The sequence below is a fragment of the Microcystis protocystis FBCC-A270 genome, assembly GCF_050500235.1.
Taxonomy (GTDB): Bacteria; Cyanobacteriota; Cyanobacteriia; order Cyanobacteriales; family Microcystaceae; genus Microcystis; species Microcystis ichthyoblabe_A.
Window position 1 is genome coordinate 380,428 of the sequence record NZ_CP191407.1, and the last position, 18,569, is coordinate 398,996.

The window sequence follows — 18,569 nt, forward strand, 5'->3', positions numbered from 1 at the left end:
ATAATTGCCTAAAAAATGGCAATTAATCGATTGAGGGCTATCAGTGCCGCGGTGAATTATCATAGTTCATTAGCTCTGGTGAGCCATTGCCCTTTCTTTGGTGTGTGTGAGGTAGACAATTATGAGTAACTCCCCTGGTGATCCTTCTCCTCGTCCTAATCTTTTTCTGAGTATCGGTCGATTTGTCCGCCGGCCTTCTACTTTAATTGTCGGGGGAATTACTCTCCTAGGAATTACCTCCCTTGGCTATTTTACGACTCGTTATTTAGTTTATGAACGTCTCACCCCAATTTTAGACAATATCTTCAGTGAAATGCTGCACAGACCTGTCAGGGTAGGTAAGATAGAGGGCTTTTATTTTAATCGCATTCGTATCGGTAAATCGGAAATTCCAGCTACGGCCAATTCTGCTGATAGTGTATCTGTTGATGCGATCGAATTGGGATTAAATCCGCTGCCCTTACTTTTAGGTCTGCCGCTGCCAGTTGATGTCAAATTAATTAATCCCAGTATTTATCTCGATCAGCATAAAAATGGTCAATGGCTCGATAATTTAGAAAAAATAGCTAGTAACTTAGATCGGGAGGCACTCATCAGGTTAAACCTGGGTTTTCAGGTGGAGAAGGGAGACATTACTATCCAACCCTATGCCCTGAAAAAACCGATAGAAATTAAGGCCGATGGTCAGGGAAGATTCATCGATAATCAAAGGCAACCTCTCACCTACGATTTTAGCGCAGAAATTCTCAAAAGTCAAGTAAAAATTCAAGGAGAAACGGCGTTAAAAACGGGCGAAAGTCAAACTAATCTTCAGATTGATAGTTTGAACTTAAATGAACTATTAACTTTAATTCCTCGGAGCAATTTCCAATTAAATCAAGGACAAGTAAATGCTAATATTGCTCTCAATATTCCCAGTTGGGCAAAGCTAAATCAAACCGAAGGAAATGGCAATTTTCAGGTGACAGATTTGGCGGGAAAATTCCAACCGTTCCAGTATCCAATTAAGCTAACAACTAAGTTAAATTTACAGGGAGATAAAGTATTAGTCGAACAGGCGACCGCAAGTATTGGCAAGATTAAAACTGAGGTGAAGGGAGAAGTAAATTGGCAAACTGGTTATCATCTCAAGGTCGCGCTAGAATCGGTGGATTTACAACAGCTTTTAAGAATTATTTATCTGCAATCACCTCTAGATTTACGGGGAGAGGCACGCTCTACTTTTCAAGTGACGGGAAAATTAGATCAACCTCTAATTAAAGGAACCGTTAGCAGCAGCAAACCGATTATTTTTGAGCAAATTCCCATTCAATCAATAACCAGTAATTTTCAAACAAATCTCAATCGTCTTAGTTTAGATAAAATTCAAATTAAACCCGTCGCAGGTGGAGAAATTAAAGGAGAAGGAAAATTGCAATTAAATATTCTGCAATCCCTGCAAAAAAATCAACCTCTTGACGGGACAAAAATGCCGATTGATTTGAATTTACAAGCAAATTTTCCCACAAGAAAAATTTTATCTCAATTGGCCACAATTCCCGCTCAAATTAATATAAGCGATCTGCAAGCTAATATTAAAGCTAGAGGGAGTTTAGGACTGCCCCAATTATTAATTAATTGGCAAATACCCAGGGTTAATCAGTCAGGATTAATCAATGTTGCTGGGGAGGGCAAAGTATTTTTAGGAGGCAACAAAATCAATTTAACCGATACGGTCATTAAAACAAATACTGGCAAACTACAGGTTAATGCTAATAGTGATTTTACTAGCAAATTAGTCCAAGCAAAAATCACGGGTAATAACTTTTTATTGACTTCTTTTCTGCCTATCTTTTGTCAATATGTAGATATTATTTGCCCCTACTTAGAAACCTTAGAACCCTTGAATTTAGAGACAGCTAATATTCAAGTTAGTGGCAAAATTGATCAACTCAATGTTAATACTTTAAACGGAATTGCTAACTTAAGAATTAGCGGTAAACAAGGCACAATTTTAGTCAATAGTCAAGTATCGCAAGGAAATTTTCAGGCTAAAGCTGTCTTAGCGGGATTGCTGATTAATTCCCTATTGCCTAACTTACCAACTCAGGTTAAATTAACGCAATCGCAAATTAATTTACAGGGTTATTTAGGGGAATTGCTGAATAATAAAAATAATATTTTCAGCAGTTGGCAAGGTCAAGGGAATATGGAGTTATTAGTAGATAATAATCCTTTAATTGCCACAGCCAAACTGAATCGAGGTTTCCTGACAGGAACAGTTAACACCGGGGGAATTAGTCTCAATCCTCTAGTGGAAAATTTAACAGTTCCCGTTAGTTTAGGCAGGACAAAAATCAGCTTTGCTGGTGGAATAAATTCTCTGATTAGTGGTACTTTAACGGATTTAAAAACTTGGCGCGGAGAAGGAGATATACAGTTATTTGTCAATAATCGATTTTTAAGAACGACAGCCCAACTGGAACAAGGTATTTTAAGCGGTATAATTAATACGACTGGGATTAACTTAAATCCGTTTTTACCCAAGATAAATATTCCTGTTAGTCTAGGAAAAACCCAAGTCAATTTCACTGGTGCAATCAATAATTTACTAGCGGGGAAAATACCAAATCTGTCCACCATCAATGCTAGAGTAAATACTCGCTTGTTAGTGGATAATAATCCGATTAATACTGATATTCAGTTAAACAAAGGTATTTTTAATATTCTCGGTAGTTTAGAGCGTTTTCAGACTAATATTCCCCTAGCGTTGAATATTTACCAAACGAAGTTTCAAGCAACAGGAAATGCCCAAACTATTTTCGACTCTCTGCTAGAAAAACGACTGAACTTAAGCAGTATTAAAGCAGTTTTTAACTCTCGTATTAATGTAGCTAAAGGAGAGATTAAAGCTAAGGCACAACTGAATAATAATTTCTGGCAAAGTGATATTATTGCCGCTAATCTTGATCCCGCTGTCCTACTAAGGCAATTGGGGGGAGTAAAATCAATCTCGATTCCTAACCTAGATTTTAGTGCCAATTTAGCGGGAAATATTAAAGAAATTTGGCAGGGAGTAACACCAATTCAGATTAATAATCTTTCGGCACAGTGGGGAGAAAATAGCTTTAATGTGCGAGGAAATATTCTTTTAGCTAATCTTACCAGTCAACCCGATATCGCTGAGGTTAACTTAAATCTACAGGCAAAAACCGACCTTGCTGCTGTACCGCTAACTCAGATTATATCGCTTTTACCGATTGATTCTAACCTAAAACCCAAAGAATCGACACTAACAGGGATCGGAGAATTTCAAGGACAAATCACGGGAAAAAATCTCTTAAGTGCTTGGCAAAAAGTGGGAAATATACGAATCAAAGGAGATATAAATTTAGCTAACTTTAGCATTAATGAGCGACTCTTTGAACCCCTACTAAAAGGAACAATTCAAGCAGGAATCGGTCAAAATATTAGTTTAAATCTGCGGGGAAATCAGGACATTATTGACCTAACTTTCGATCCTTGTCAACAAAATAATTGTCTGCTGCCCTATCTTCCCTTAGGGATAAATATTCGCCAAGCTTTTGGAAATAAAACTCCTTTTTTAGCAACAGCTAAACGAAGCGGAGAAAATTTAAATGTTCAGATTGCCGATTTTCCCCTAGAAATCCTGAAAATATCTCCGACGGCAGCCTACAATATTCCGGGGATTATTACTGGCCAATTGAGTGCTAATTTAGACATCAATTTATTTAACCTACAGGGTGAGGGACAACTAGAGATTAATCGACCTAGTTTAGGTAACTTAATCGGGGAAAAATTAACGGCAAATTTGGTTTATCGGGATTCTATAGTTCAACTGCAAGAAGGTAGTTTACAAGCGGGTGCAAGTCAATATAATCTGCAAGGTTTATTTAATTGGCGAACCCAAGAAATAGAAGCTAAACTCAGGGTAGATCAAGGTTATATTCAAGATTTATTATCAGTTGCTAGTATCTATGATTTAACCAGTTTAATCAACTTTTTCTCCTCTGAGAATAACCCAGCTATTCAACTTAGTCCACTAGGAGTAGGTAATCCCGAAGCTTCCCTAGCAGAACAGGTAAATTTGCGGGCAAAAATTGAAGAAATAATCCAGCAATTAGCAGGGGAAAGGGGGGTAGTTGGGATACCGTCTGAACTAGATTTTCGTGGTCGTTATCAAGCAAATATAGCCTTAACTGGGACTTTAAAAAATCCCGATCTTAGCGTACAATTTCAGGGCAATCGATGGGAATGGCGACCCCAAAGACCGACAGTAAATATTGTTAAACCTCTCGGAATTGTCACCACCGATACCCAATTAATTCCCATTGATGAAGTAACAATTAATCTTAACTTAAATCGTCAGTTGCTCAGGATAGAACCGATTAGATTAAAATCACGAGATTCTTCCTTATTTTTAGCGGGTGATTTTTCCTTAAAAAAAGTAGAGGGGACTTTTGCCGTGGAAAATCTTTCTCTCGATCTCTTGAGAAATTTTGTGCAGTTTCCCTTGGATGTATCTGGTAGTCTAAAAACTCAAGGTCAAATTACAGGAACTTTATTAAATCCTCGTATTCAGGGTAACTTTGGCTTTATTGATGGTGCAATTAATGCCCAAAATATTAATCAAGATATAATTGGTTTATTTACCTATAATCAGTATCGTTTTGATTTGCGGACAACCTCCTCCGAATCAATCCAACTCTATGCCAGCATTCCCTATCCTCCCTTACCGAGTAATGATCAATTAAAAATCCAAGCAAAATTAGGAACCGATGCACTCAAATTAATTGAAGCTATCAGTCAAAACGCCATCGAATGGGTTAAAGGTGAGGGAGAGGTAGTTCTTTCAGCGACGGGAAGATTAGATATAAAAGAAGGCTTAAAAATCAAAGATTTAGAAGCAAATGGTATAGTTACTCTCAATAATGCCGCTATCCGCAGTGTTGCTTTTCCAGAGATTTTAACCGTAAATGGCCGCATTGGGTTAACCCCTGAAAGCTTAACAGTAGAGGAATTACAAGGCTCGATCGCTGACAGACAAATTTCTGTGGTGGGAGTTTTACCTTTCTTTCAAGCCATCAAAAATAATCCTAATCCCTTAACAGTTAATATTCAAGAGGGAGATATAGCAATTAATGGTCTTTATCGGGGATTAATTGCTGGGAATGCCATGGTAACGGGAACAATTCAACAACCAATTATCGGGGGTAATGTACGTCTTTCTCGGGGTAAAGTTTTTCTTCCTCGCACCCCAGAAATTAATCAAGAAACGGATAAATCAGTAAGTCGCTGGCTGCAGCCTCTCAACATTCCTCAGACGACCAATATTACTCCAGTTTTAAATAATTTCCAAGTGTCTTTAGCGGGATTATCCATCGAACAAGAACCTTTGTATCAATTTGATTTTAGTGGTGCTTTAACCTTGAACGGTTCGCTCACTTCACTGGAGAAATTACAAACCAATGGAGTGATTAATCTCGATCGGGGACGGGTTAGCTACATCGATACTCGTTTTCTTCTTAACCGACGCAATCAAAATGTTATTGTTTTTGATTCTAGTCGCGGGTTGGGACTTTTTAATCCCTTTGTTGATATTCAACTGCGAACAATTCTCAGCGAATTTTCTCAATCTCGCGATTTTGCTATCTCCCGTCCGGGGGGGGATTTTCCTAGTAATGAAATTCCCGATGATAGTCTGAATCGCATTCAAAGGATCGATGTCACCCTCAGCGTTGAAGGGGAATTAAACCGCTTGCTACCAAATTTAGGCCGTAATATTAATGAAGTGTGCCAAATTCGTCCCAATAGTCCCCCTTTTCCCCTAGAGGAAAACTACACAAATGCAGAATTACAAAAAGCTGCTAATTGTTTACAAGGAGTGGCTTTTGCTAGAGGTGAAGATGAGGGATTGCTTAATACTCCCCTAGTTAAATTAACTAGCACTCCCCCCCGCAGCCAAGGGGAAATCGTTCGACTGTTGGGGGAACAATTGCTGTCGGTTTTTAATGGTTTACAGGGGAAAAATACAGAACAATTAATTCAGTTTGGAGTGGTTCAGTTGGCGATTCCCCTCTTAGCTCAAGGAGTCGTGTATGATGTGGAGAATGCGGTTAGTAATGCGATTGGAGCAACCGATTTTAATATTCTTCCCAATTTGGAAACCGTCTATCGAGTTAATTCCCAGTCTTTTATCCGCTTCTCCTACGATTACAATTTGAATGAGTTTACCGTCCGCTATCAAACTCAATTTTAAGGTAAGATTGAGAGATATAGGAGAGTTCAGAAGTTAGGAGACAAGGCAAAATTAGGTTATACTTCATCTTACTTGATATTCTATGATTATTCGCGAGGCTAAAGAAACAGATTTACCAACAATTATCGAGATTTATAATGCCGCTGTTCCCACTCGCAAGGCAACCGCAGATTTAAAGCCTATTTCCCTCGAAAGTCGGCGAGAATGGTTTAAAAAGCACGATCCTGAACAGTATCCCATTTGGGTAATAGCGATCGAAGGTCGGGTGGTGGGTTGGCTAAGTTTACAGATGTTTTATGGTCGTGTCGCTTACCAAAAAACGGCAGAGGTTAGTTTATATATTTCCCCCGATTATCAAGGTCGTGGAATCGGTAAATTATTAGTAGAATATGCCCTGAATTGCTGTCCGAAATTGGGTATATCTAATCTTATCTGTATTATTTTTGCCCACAATCAGGCCAGTATTCGTCTCTTTGAAAAATTCGGCTTTCAACGATGGGGTTATTTACCCCAAATTGCCGCTCTAGACGATTTTCTGGCTGATGTGGTCATTTTAGGGAAAAAAGTCGCTTAAATAGGCAATTCTCCCCATAGCTAGACTAAATTCTAGACTTAATTGAATATCAGTATTTTCTGGTTCGCCTAGAGATGATTTCTAGGTGAGAGAAAAGAGATAGTATTTATGGCTCTTCCTTAGCATAATTTTTTCCTCATCAAGAAACTACTATCAAGGCTTAAGTTTTCTTACCAGACTCAGTTAATTTATCGATTAGGTCAAGCTGTGTATCGAGATCATCCCAGATATCCTATACTTATTTTACAGCGTTTCTGGTCAAGACGAAGTATAACCTAATTTGGTATCGACCATCGACTCCCCAAAAAGGAAAACTTTGTACATCATCATTAAGATAACTGCTATGACCATGAATAATTTTAAAATACTGCTCATCGGCTATGGTAATACTTTAAGAAATGATGACGGAGTGGGAGTGAGAATAGCCGAAATTATTGCCGAGGAGAATTGGTCTAATCTAGAGGTCATCGCTACCCATCAATTGACTCCTGAGTTAGCGGCCGATATAGCTGATGCTTCTCTAGTTATTTTTGTTGATGCGGTATTATCTAATCAAACTGATATCCAGATAGAAAAATTAGCGGCAGTTACCGAATGGAATAATTTCGGTCATGCAGAAAGTCCTGCTTCTTTATTAGCATTAACTCAAGCAATTTATCAACAAACTCCTAGGGCCTGGGGAATATTTATTCCTGCTATTAATTGTGAATTTGGTGAAGAATTATCAACAATAACTCAAAAGGGCTTGACAAATGCGATTAAAGCTATTAGGAAAATTATTACTTCTGAGGATTTGACTGAATACCAAAAGCAGGACTTTGATAATCTTCCGGCAGATAATTTTCAGGAATAGTGCTGTGATTGCCATCCCGGAGAGCCTTGTAGTGAGGAGACATAATTTCGATACCGACTTCGTTACATTTATCCTGAATATTTTGGTGTAATTCAGAATAAATATACACCATTTTGTTAGGATGATCGGTGTAGGCATTTAGCTGATAGCTGACATAAAAATCATCGAGACTGGTTTGCAAGACAAAAGGAGCAGGTTCTGAGACAATAAATTGGGTGGCTAAGGCTGCTTCTTTCAGGGTTGCGTGAACCTTACGCCAAGGTAAATCATAACCGAGAGTGACTGTGGTTTGCAAAATTAAAGGCTGTTTGAATTCCCTTTGAGAGACACTAAAGTTAATCACATTAGTGTTTAACAGCGATGAATTAGGAATCGTGATAATTCTATTAGCTGGTGTGCGAATACGGGTGACTAATAGTCCTTTTTCAATCACATCTCCAATAACATCACCAATAGAAATTTTATCTCCTAGTTGAAAAGAGCGGGTATAGATGAGGATAATTCCCCCCACCACGTTAGCAATAGCAGAGGTGGAACCCAAGGAAAATAGTACCCCTAAAAATACCGACACCCCCTGAAAAGCAGGAGAATTAAATCCAGGTAGATAGGGAAAAGCGATGACTATAGCTAAGGCAATTATCAGCAGTGACAGTAAATTATAGGTTGGTTTTGCCCAATCGGGATAGAAACCATTAATTACTAAATTTTCTCTTTCCAATCCAGTGAAAAATGGTTTAATTGCTCTCAACAGATAGTGAGTTATAAAAATAATTAGCAGTATGATAAAAATACTGGGTAAATATTTTGCTATCTCTTGGGAAACAACTTCTAAAGCACTAAAAAAGTATTGCAGAAAACCATCACCAAATTTTCTAGTCCAGGGAAAAAGACGAAGGACAAAAGTTAAATAAAAATAGAGAATAGTTAAAATAATTAGAGTGCGGATAAATTGCAAAACTCTTAGGGAAAAAATTCCTATTGTCTGGGAACTAATAATCTCAAAATTTTGGAATACGACCCCAGGAACTAGGGAGGTGATTAACCTCTGAATCTGGGGAAAAACCCGCGAAGATATAAAAATTATTACCCAGAAAATTAAGACCGTGGCCAAGGTAGCACTTACCGTCAAAACTGCATCTTTTAAGAGGTTATCCGGTTGACGTTCTTGACGATAACGGACAATGGCCGCTTTAATCTTTGCTAAAGCTCGTTCGGCTAATACTTCTTGACTGACCGCCTGTAATTTGGCATCTTTAGAAGTAATAGTAGCAATAACCGTATCTCCCAAAATAATCGAAGGGTTTTTGTCTTCAGGATCAATTTTTATAGTTAAATCTTCAGGAGAAAGAGCATCGTCATCGGCAATTTTTTCAATTCTGTCTGTAATCGATTTCGCTCTTTCTTGCGCTGAAAAAGAACCTATTCCCTGCCGAATCGTAAAAAGTTCTTGATTATCAAGCATGACGGGAAAAACTTCTCCCAAAGTTTCCAGGGGTGTTTCCTGTCCCTGTTTAGCAGGATTATTCTGGGCTGCTATCATGAAGATAGGGGATAAAGTCAGTAACAAAACTAAACAAAACAGTCCTAGGTAACGCCAGATTTTTTTCATCTTCTAAGCCACAATTGTACAGGAGCGATCGAGTTTAATACCTCTTTTTTTCATCGTAGCATGGAATAGTTCTGTGGATAACACCTGTTCCACGGGATAAATCCCAGCTTTTTGGAGTTTTGCCGCTAAGATTAATTCTGCCACGCTGCCAGTTCCCCAACCCGCTGCTTGAGCAGTATTCTCGTGAACCATAGTTGCTTGATAAACTGCTTTTTGCTGCCCTTGCCATCCGACGACTTTTGCCAACATTGCCACCCCAATTCCCGAAAATTTATCGGTTACTTCTGTCATGCGATAACTAACTTGGGAAAAAAACTCAATTCCCCGATAACTTTCTACCCAAGCATCGGGAAAAATATGGGCAGTAATCCAAGTTAAATGATTATAAAAATCGGGAATAGAACCAAATTTTGTGATCACATTTTGCACTGGAAAAGATTCGGCAAAAGTATAGGTTTCTGGCATATCAAACCAATAAACACCAGTTTTACCCAAAGGAGCGGGAAAGTCAATTACTTCCCTGGCAGTATAGGGTTTAATCTCTTGCCATTTTCCCTCAATCCAAGCTAAAAAAGGCTTTTTTAAACCGAGAAAAGTTGTCCGCATCACAGTTAATCCCGCACCTCCTGAACCGGCTACGGCATAATTTAAACGGATCGTTTCTACCCTATCTAAGTGTTCCACTCCCTCCCGCACTATACTATTAGAAATACCAGGAAAAATTCCCGTATTAACCACGGCAGTTATTCCCGCTTTTATCGCTAATTCTCGATAGGGAATTAACTTTTGATAAAAAGAACGATGATCACTAACATCAATATAATTGACTTTTTCTTCGATGCAAATTTTTACTACCCTGCCATCGCGATAGTGAAAGGGACCGGCACAATGAATGACTAAATCACTATTTTTAATTGCTTGTCTAAGCTTGTCTATTTCTTCTAAATCTAAAGCCAAAAACTGCATTCTTGGCAGTAATTTAATCGCTTTTTCCTTGCGTCCTGTGATAATAATTTTAGCTGAAGTATGATTAATAATATCTAGGGCGACACTTTGACCAATGCGACCGGTGCCACCTAAAATTAAAACAGTTTTTTCCATGGCAACTATCAATAATATTTGTTGCCCTAGTATAGCATCCTCTTGGCAATTTTGCCTATTTTACAAGATGAAAAATTGAGAATAATCCCAACTTATTTAATGCGTCCGAGGGGCAAGAAAATAGTTAAAATCTCACCTTCTTCGGGTTTTTCACGCACAATCAATTTACCTCCCAAAGCTTGAAAAAGGTTTTTAGTCACCTTCATATTCAGACTTAAACTACCGGTTTCTGGTTGAAACATTAGGACTTTTCCCAAAGCTTTGAGGGTAAGATTAGGTGATTTTATTTGAGTTTGAAACTGCATTTTTAATTGATTTCCTGCCGTTGATATATGTACTTGCAACAGTCCACCACTAGCCATACTGCGAGTACATTTTTCCACGACTCCATTTAACATTTGATCCAATAAATTCGGGTCGCTAATTACCGAAGGCAATTTTTTCGGTACATTAACTTCTAAATTGACATTGCGCCGTTTAGCCTGTTTTTGCCACCGAGGAATACTATCTTGAAAGACTTTTTCTAGAGCAATTGGAATTAATTGAATTGGTTTATCTCCCAGAGGATTAATACCCAATTCTGCGGCTCGGAAAATTAATTCCATGCGCTGAATTTGTTCACTACATTCTAAATCGATTGTTTCTAAATATTTTTCTACATCTTCCGTTACTTTGGCCCGTTTTAACAATAATCTGGTAATGGTGCGAATGGTGGTTAAAGGGGTGCGAATTTCGTGGGTTAAAGCGCGCAATAATTCCAAATCACAACCCGATTCTAAATTAGAATTATCTTCCTTTGGCGGAGTGATTTCGGCATTGATAGGCGATTTCGTTTTTTTCAGGTCTAAATTAGGCTGGTTGGGTAAATTTTGCAGTAATTGGCGACTAAATTGGCTAACTAGACGATAATCCGGCGAGGGACTGCCATTAGCCTCGATAATTGCCTCTAAAGTCTCGATTTGCGGATAACGCAGATTAACTAATCGTTGCCGCAACTGCTGCCAAGCTTGCTGAGTGAGGACGGGATCAAAGGAAAATTGAAAAGAGGACAAACCCCACTGATCCTCGCCTAAAACCAGCAAAAGAGCGAAACTTTCGCTAAAAACCAGACAAAATCTTTCATTAGCAATCGGATCCGTTGGCAAGAGAGGCAATTCATGAATCTCTGTCGGGGAAATATCGGCGGCGGATTTTTCCTGAGAAGGCAATTGCAAACCCAGCCATTGTAAATGTTTTAAAGCTTTAACGGTAAAAACACCGAATTTAAAACCCGTTAAAGCCTTGCTTTCTCTGACTAAAGCCGTCGGACCGGAGAGAATTAAACCCCGACTGGCGGCATTATTTGGGTTTTGTAATAAGATATTTTCTAAAGATGCGATCGCTGCGAACCATTCACTTTCCGCTTTCAGTTGCGAGCGCTTGAGCCATTCCGATAAATTAGGATAAAAAGCATTGGGGGTGAAAGTTTCCCGGTCCTGATGGTCAGTCGGCGGGAAAATATCGCTTAATTTCGGTAAAGACCCCTTTAACATCGTCTTCATCACTGACTAGATACAAATTCCTTACCTAGAATATTACCCCCGTTAATGCCCATCCCATAACGGTAAAACCGAACTCTATTGGCAGTGATATCCGCGTTTTGATAACAGTTATCTTAATGGTGAGGTACAAAGTTTTGCTTTTGGGGAGTCGGTCGTCGATAGCAAATTAGGTGGCTCTTCTGGTTTCTGTGTGGAAACGAGGTCTATACTGATAGTCTCTTCGACAAAATAGTCCTAAAAGTGTTACCCGATAAGTATTTCACGATTCCATAAGCAAAAATTATCACACAAAGTCGAGAAGAGCCATTAGGTTACACTTCGTCTTGATCGGAAAGGCTGTCAATCGGCTTAATGATTTGTAATATAGGTTAGTCCAGTTGATTACCTATGCTGGTTGTGGGTTTAGTAGCTCAATTCAACCTCGATAAGTCTAATATTTAACTACACCTCCCGACTTATGTGTTTTTTTGTTACATTTAAGTATTTTTTTTGTTTATCTATGGTTATCATAGAGCGAGTTAAATTGTTCCCAAATGATTTCCCTAACTAACCGATCTTTGCTCCCAAACCCTTTGTCCTTGACATTACGTCAATAGGAGGAACCATCGGCTCTTGGTTTGCCTGTTTAAGTGTTGCTTTCAAGCTAGGTAAACAGTTGAGTAGTGGTAACTTTCGAGCAATAGTTGGGGTCGGTTATTGACTATATTTTGCCGTGAGCAAATTCTGAGAATTAATCAGAACTAAGTGCGCTTGTCTGTCTTCCGAACCCGTCGCTGCTGCGGATTTGAGGTTCATTTATCCTTTGTCTGAGAGAGAGTAAAAAATATGCTGCACATTCATATTCTTCAGGATACGTTTTTCAAGTCTTCCACAGCTTTTTCCGAAACCCTCAATAGTGGGCAAAAATCCTTAATCAAAGCGGGAACTAAACTGCCAATTAAATCTTATTTTCGCCAAAATAATCATTATTCTGTCAAGTTAGCCGCAGAACAAGGTTCAGTGGGGAAAGCGGGATTTTTCTTTGATGATCATGTACAAGTAGAAGAAATACGGGGCGTTTGGCTCACCAATGTTGACAGTGATATTCTCAAGTCTAAAGATAACCTAAAAGCTGGGTTGGAAAAACTTAAAAATTTAGGATTTAATACTCTTTATCTAGTAGTTTGGAACAAAGGCTATGTGTTTTTTCAATCACAAATTGCTGATAATGTCTTCACTGCCGATAAGGAAAAACTCAAAAAAGTCAACCTTGAAAAAGAGTTAGTCGGTAGAGATCTACTAGCAGAAATCATTGAGATTAATCAGACAGAAAAGTATAACTTTCGGATTATTGCTTGGTTTGAATATGGTTTAATGGTTCCCCCAGCTGCTCCCTTATTTGCCCAAAAACCAGATTGGTTTATGCTTACTCATCAACAGAAAAATACCGTTGATGGTGATGGAAATTGCCGCTTAAATCCCGCTCATCCTGAAGTTAAAGATTTTTGGGTTAGTCTTATTCGTGAAGTAGTTAAAAACTATGAAATTGATGGTATTCAATTAGATGATCACTTCGCTATTCATCACGCAAAATTCTTGCCTAATGGTACTAAAAATTTTGATTTTAGCATGGGGTTTGAATCCTTTACTATCAAACTTTTTCAAAAGGAAACTGGTTCAGTTAGTCCCTTAAGCAATCCCCAATTAGCGAAATTTAAAGATTGGCGTAAGGAGAAGTTAACTCAATTAGTGCGATTGATTTTTAAAACCATTAAAGCGGAAAAAGACGATTGTATTCTCTCCATTTCTCCCAATCCTTTAGGATTTTCTGTTGATCATGCTTTAGCTGATTGGGAAGCATGGGAAAAGGAAGGATTAATTGAAGAACTGGCATTGCAAACTTATCGTGGAGATGTCCAGAGTTTTGAGAGAGAAATCGATAAATCAGAGGTAAAAGCAGCGCGGGAACATATTCCCACCGTCATCGGTATTCTCACAGGTTTAAAACCCAGTGATAGACGAGTAAATTTCCAATTAATTCAAGCACAAACTCAGGAGACTCGTGAGCGAGATTTTGCCGGTTTTGCCTATTTTTTCTATAGCAGTTTATTAGACCATATTCCCACCACAGAAACCGTGGCTGACAGGGAGAAGAAATTGGCTCAAATTCTTGCTACCGATCAATTTGTTTAATTTATTCTTTGAGATTCAAAATTATCCATAAAAGGAGATAAATTCATGACTCAATCTTCCCTTTCCTTGAATAGCATGGCTACAAAAACTGAAAAATTTTTGCTAAATAATCCCTTCTGGTTTTTGCTGTTTTTAGTCGGATTGGTGGCTTTTCTACTGCTTGCTAATATTGCCATTTTTCCCTCGTTAACTATGCGGGGAGATATCGCCCTAGATAAGATTTTCATTGGCACAATTGCTATTGTTGCGGTGGTGGAACGCAGCGTAGAATTTTTATTGCTGCTTGGCGTAATCCCCAGAAAGAGGTTTTAGAACAAGAGATTAGTGTTTTGAAAAATATTGCCTCTCGAACGGAGGAACAAGAAGCACAATTAATCTCAAAACAAAAAGAGTTACTCCAGTACATAACTCTAACCAAAAAATATGCTCTCTTCTTAAGTCTTGTCTTTGGTTTTATGGCAAGTTTTACAGGGATTCGTATTCTAGAACCTTTGGTAAATATGACGACAACCAAACCTGAGCAAATCGCTACATTCTACAAATTAGATTTAGTTTTGTCAGCCTTAGGTATTGCCACGGGAACTAAGCTATTTCATGGTTTGCCCGCTTTAGTCTCTGATACCATTACTGCCACCAGAGGGCAAGTTAATAAATAGTTAACTGTTATCATTAAGTCACGAAACATCAATAAATTCTAGATTTCCTGGTTATAAAAACTGGGAAAATTCCTGTTGAATTAATTTCAAAAATACTTAATAAGAAATATTAAATATTTGCCAATTATGTCGAGGTTTATGAGAGTATAATAGCTGTACGAAAAATAGTCAAAATTTGACTATCCTCAAGAGGAAAATTAAATATGGAAATTTCGCAAATCTGTCTTGACTTAATTAAAAAATGGGAAGGATTTCGTGCCAATGCTTACTTAGATCCAGTGGGAATACCTACTATTGGTTATGGAACGATTCGTTATCCCAATGGGCAACCTGTGGAGTTAGGAGATATTGTCACCGAAGCAGAAGCGGAGGACTTATTAAAATTAGAAGCTGACGATTTTGCTGAGTTAGTTACCAAAAAAGTAACAGTAGGACTCAATCAGAATCAATTCGATGCTCTAGTTTCTTTTTGCTACAACGTGGGTGGTGGGGCGTTTCAAGGAAGTACTCTACTGAAAAAACTTAATAGTGGTGATTTTACTGGAGCGGCAGAACAATTTTTAGTTTGGAATAAAGCAACAAAAAACGGAGTGAAAATTGTTTTAGAAGGTTTAACTAATCGTCGCCGTGAGGAAAAGGCTTTATTTGAAAAATCTGGAAGTGAAGGAAAACCTTTAGACAAGCCTGAACCCTCCTTACAAGCTCAAGTTGATTGGTTAGAGGGCTATCGAGACAGAAATAATGATGATACGATTATTGTGGCTCGAAAAGGCTCTGATGTTATAGAAATTTTGACTGTAGAAAGCCCAGATAAAGAGGACTTAATTACCGTCATACGTCAATATCCTAATGCTAAAAATTTCCTCATTGCCCCCCAGGAAAAACAAGTACCTACGGGGGAAAGAATCTTAATTCAAAAAAGAGAATTTGCGACAATCACAAAAGTTGCTGCTCCTCCCTCATTGGATAATCAACTTTTAATAATTGGAATGGGAGCAGACGAAGATACTCCCGCCAGTTTAAAGCAAGATATTGAGGAATTGCAGGTACGTTTGCGAGATTTGGGCTACTATCAAGGGGAAATTGACGGCAACTTTGGTTCAGGAACGGATCAAGCTGTTAAAGCTTTCCAAGCCAAATTTTTTGGAGCTAATGAAGCAGATGGCAAAGTCGGCCCCCTGACTTGGAAAAAACTGTGGGAAGGAAATCCAGTTCCTGTAACTCCTCCTGTCGGCGTACCCAGTGCGGGTAAAAATTATCTTAAATTAACCAAAATCAACAAAAAAGATGAATTTGGTTGTTTCGTTTTAAAAATGGAATACTTTAAAGATGGACAACTGAAAGACAGTCTTAATGTGTGTTCTGGTACGCCATCGAGACAGATTTTTAAGACGGCTACCGCTAGTGTACCTAAATCATTTGAGCCGCTACCAGAAGGGTTATGGCGAATTGAGAATATTAAATGGGCAGGGGGTCCTGCACACAAAGATGATTACTCTGGAAAATTTGTATTTCCTGATCCTGGAGTTGGTCCAGTGTCAACGCCTTTAACTTATCAAAAGCCCAATTCAACCCGTAGAAGTGCTATTGAAATTCACATCGACTGGAATCGCCGCAAGAAGTCTCCGGGTACCGCAGGATGTGTGGGAATTTATACGATTGGCGATTATCAACGTTTTGTTCGTTGGCTTCGGGAAACTGACCCACGAGACTTTTTTGTGGATTGGGGTTTAGGAACTTGTCCCAAACCCTAGCCTATCTTTAACAAGGGGCAATTGAATTGTTTAATGATGATTCAATTGTCTCTAGTAATTATTGGTACATTGAAAATTTTTCTAACCATAAATGTTACGCAAAATCACCCTTTTTACCTTATATTTATTGCTAACAGGTAACTCAATTATTGGCACAGAATCTTGTCAAAAATTTTTTGTTACTGCCACCGATGGTTATGTGAATATCCGTTCCTATCCTCAAATACAAGGGAATAACGTTATTGCAACTTTACCTAGCGGCAGTTCTGTACAATTAAGTGAGGGTCATCAAAAATGGCTGAAAATTAAATTACCTCTTGCTGGTTGGTTAGCTGGTAGTCAAATTTCTCGAATTTCTTGTGATCAAGGTCGTGATTTACTTATAGAATTGGGACTGCCGACTATAATTAAACTTGGAAACAAAGCAGCAAATGGCTATCAAAAAGATGCGGAAACTTTGGTTAAAATGTCTCCGTATATAGATGGGATAGTAGAGGAAAATTATGCCACAGTTATTGTACAATGGGCTAATCAAAATCCGAAATTTTTAGTTGCCATTCTCGATCGTCAAAGTCCAACCATTCGCCGAGCAGTTTTATCTTCTCTCGATTTTGGATTAGGGACTAACACAAATGAGCGTAAAAACTTGGAAAAATTTATGCAAAATATTTCTCCAAAAAGTTTAACCTACGTTGATTGGTATAGGCGTAATCCTGTTTATCCTTAGTAGCAAATACAAGATCAATATTATTCTTTTAATTCATTAAGGAGGCTCTTCATTGAAACCTAGCGCAGTCATCAGAACATCAATTATAACTGTCATGGGAACTATTTTAGTTGCCTGTGGAGCTTCCCTTGAAGAATATCAGAAGTTTGCCAAATCTGGTCAGGAATACGCCACCGCTCTTGATAGCCTGTTAGTTATTTCTGGTGATTATTTTGTGGATGCCAGTTCGGAAAATTTGATTGCCAATGATTTACAGGATCAAGATAGAGACAGTAGTAACTATGCTGAGACTACCAAAGAAGATGATGAGTGGCTCACTTTAATTGCCGAAATGCGTCAACACAATCATCTATTAAAAGAATACTTTTTTGCCTTAGAAGATTTAGCCACTTCTACTGCTCCTCAAGAAGCGAGAAAAGCGACTGATAATATTTTTAAACAGTTAAATAGTATCAGTAACATTATTCAGGCTAACCCTAGAGTTGGTTCGATTCCTGTACCTTCGATTTCCGAGATTATCCTAAGTCAAAAAATCAAGGGTGAACTAAGAAAAGAACTAGAGGCAAGGAAGGAAGCAATTTATCGAGAAATTGCTATACAGGAAGCTTTACTGAAACTGCTTACCAGTCAGATTAAAACTGATTTAAAGGATATTCAAAACCTCAAAGATGAGCGCTCTGTTTTACCCGCATTTGCTGCTGAACAACCAATTGAAAAACCCGATGATTGGATAATTAGACGCAGACAAATTAGAACGATGACTCTCTCAGTTCAAGGTTTAGATGACGCAACTAAAGCAACAGAATCTTTTAAGGAGTCTTTTAAATTGCTCTTGGAAGATAGATTTACCATCGGACGTGCCAATGCTTTATTATCTGAGATCGAATCTCTCATCAACATATCGGAAGATTTAAAAAGATCAATCAACCAAAACAAGACTACCACAGGAGTAAAAGACAATGACCACAAATACTGATACACAAAAATTACTTGAGGCACTGCAAGAATTTCTCGATGAAATTAGTGCAATTCAAAATCAATTGACCATTCCTGGTATTCTGGGTAAGTTTCCTGATGATGACCAAAAAAGGCAATTTAAGCAGTTTCGTACAGAGTGGAAAAGACTTGTTAATAAAACTCGTATCAATATTGCTAGTGTTTTAGTTAGTGAACTAAAAGCTAATGAAATTGAACTACATGAAGGAATAGATGCTATCAATAAAGAAATAAAAAAACTTGATGATACGGTTGGTTTTCTAAACCTTTTGGGTAGAACAATCGAAATCCTTGGCAGAATTATTAAACTTTAGTTTATGTCACTGC

13 protein-coding genes are annotated in these 18,569 nt (G+C 38.2%); 10 read left to right on the forward strand and 3 right to left on the reverse strand.

Annotation, left to right across the window (positions count from 1 at the left end; translation table 11 throughout):
* Positions 1-121 precede the first annotated feature (121 nt).
* The 3 genes from ACQY1X_RS01900 (at position 122) to ACQY1X_RS01910 (ending at position 7,686) form a co-directional block, all read left to right on the forward strand.
* Entirely contained in the window at positions 122-6,259 is a 6,138-nt protein-coding gene (locus ACQY1X_RS01900) for a translocation/assembly module TamB domain-containing protein (protein WP_430015313.1), read from the forward strand.
* An 82-nt stretch (positions 6,260-6,341) separates the two neighbouring features.
* Positions 6,342-6,833: a GNAT family N-acetyltransferase gene (locus ACQY1X_RS01905; RefSeq protein ID WP_002735254.1), complete on the forward strand. Its 492-nt coding sequence runs from the start codon at positions 6,342-6,344 to the stop codon at positions 6,831-6,833.
* Between the two features lie 349 nt (positions 6,834-7,182).
* Positions 7,183-7,686, forward strand: a complete 504-nt coding sequence (locus tag ACQY1X_RS01910; RefSeq protein WP_002738268.1) for a hydrogenase maturation protease — start codon at positions 7,183-7,185, stop codon at positions 7,684-7,686.
* Here the strand turns inward: ACQY1X_RS01910 and ACQY1X_RS01915 are convergent.
* From ACQY1X_RS01915 to ACQY1X_RS01925, 3 genes are all read right to left on the reverse strand, one after another.
* Positions 7,613-9,295: a mechanosensitive ion channel family protein gene (locus tag ACQY1X_RS01915; protein ID WP_016516022.1), complete on the reverse strand. Its 1,683-nt coding sequence runs from the start codon at positions 9,293-9,295 to the stop codon at positions 7,613-7,615. The two genes, ACQY1X_RS01910 and ACQY1X_RS01915, sit on opposite strands and share 74 nt — an antisense overlap.
* Before the next feature lie 3 nt (positions 9,296-9,298).
* Positions 9,299-10,396 (reverse strand): saccharopine dehydrogenase family protein, encoded by a 1,098-nt coding sequence (locus tag ACQY1X_RS01920; protein ID WP_430015314.1) that lies wholly within the window; start codon positions 10,394-10,396, stop codon positions 9,299-9,301.
* A 92-nt stretch (positions 10,397-10,488) separates the two neighbouring features.
* Positions 10,489-11,928 carry a sensor histidine kinase gene (locus ACQY1X_RS01925; protein ID WP_002736280.1) on the reverse strand — a complete coding sequence of 480 codons (1,440 nt, stop codon included), beginning with the start codon at positions 11,926-11,928 and terminating at the stop codon, positions 10,489-10,491.
* A gap of 834 nt (positions 11,929-12,762) precedes the next feature.
* Between ACQY1X_RS01925 and ACQY1X_RS01930 the strand changes: the two genes are divergently transcribed.
* The 7 genes from ACQY1X_RS01930 (at position 12,763) to ACQY1X_RS01960 (ending at position 18,556) form a co-directional block, all read left to right on the forward strand.
* On the forward strand, positions 12,763-14,109 hold the full coding sequence (locus tag ACQY1X_RS01930) for a glycoside hydrolase family 10 protein (protein ID WP_430013855.1): 1,347 nt from the start codon (positions 12,763-12,765) through the stop codon (positions 14,107-14,109).
* Positions 14,110-14,154: 45 nt separating this feature from the next.
* On the forward strand, positions 14,155-14,421 hold the full coding sequence (locus ACQY1X_RS01935; RefSeq protein ID WP_430015315.1) for a hypothetical protein: 267 nt from the start codon (positions 14,155-14,157) through the stop codon (positions 14,419-14,421).
* Between the two features lie 17 nt (positions 14,422-14,438).
* Entirely contained in the window at positions 14,439-14,765 is a 327-nt protein-coding gene (locus ACQY1X_RS01940) for a hypothetical protein (RefSeq protein WP_430015316.1), read from the forward strand.
* A gap of 203 nt (positions 14,766-14,968) precedes the next feature.
* Positions 14,969-16,519, forward strand: coding sequence for a glycoside hydrolase family protein (locus tag ACQY1X_RS01945; RefSeq protein ID WP_430015317.1), 1,551 nt, complete (start codon positions 14,969-14,971; stop codon positions 16,517-16,519).
* Positions 16,520-16,610: 91 nt separating this feature from the next.
* Positions 16,611-17,246, forward strand: coding sequence for a hypothetical protein (locus ACQY1X_RS01950; RefSeq protein WP_430013858.1), 636 nt, complete (start codon positions 16,611-16,613; stop codon positions 17,244-17,246).
* A 94-nt stretch (positions 17,247-17,340) separates the two neighbouring features.
* Positions 17,341-18,222, forward strand: a complete 882-nt coding sequence (locus ACQY1X_RS01955; protein WP_002737178.1) for a hypothetical protein — start codon at positions 17,341-17,343, stop codon at positions 18,220-18,222.
* Positions 18,206-18,556, forward strand: a complete 351-nt coding sequence (locus tag ACQY1X_RS01960) for a hypothetical protein (protein WP_002736715.1) — start codon at positions 18,206-18,208, stop codon at positions 18,554-18,556. The genes ACQY1X_RS01955 and ACQY1X_RS01960 overlap by 17 nt, the downstream gene beginning before the upstream one ends.
* Positions 18,557-18,569: the final 13 nt, after the last annotated feature.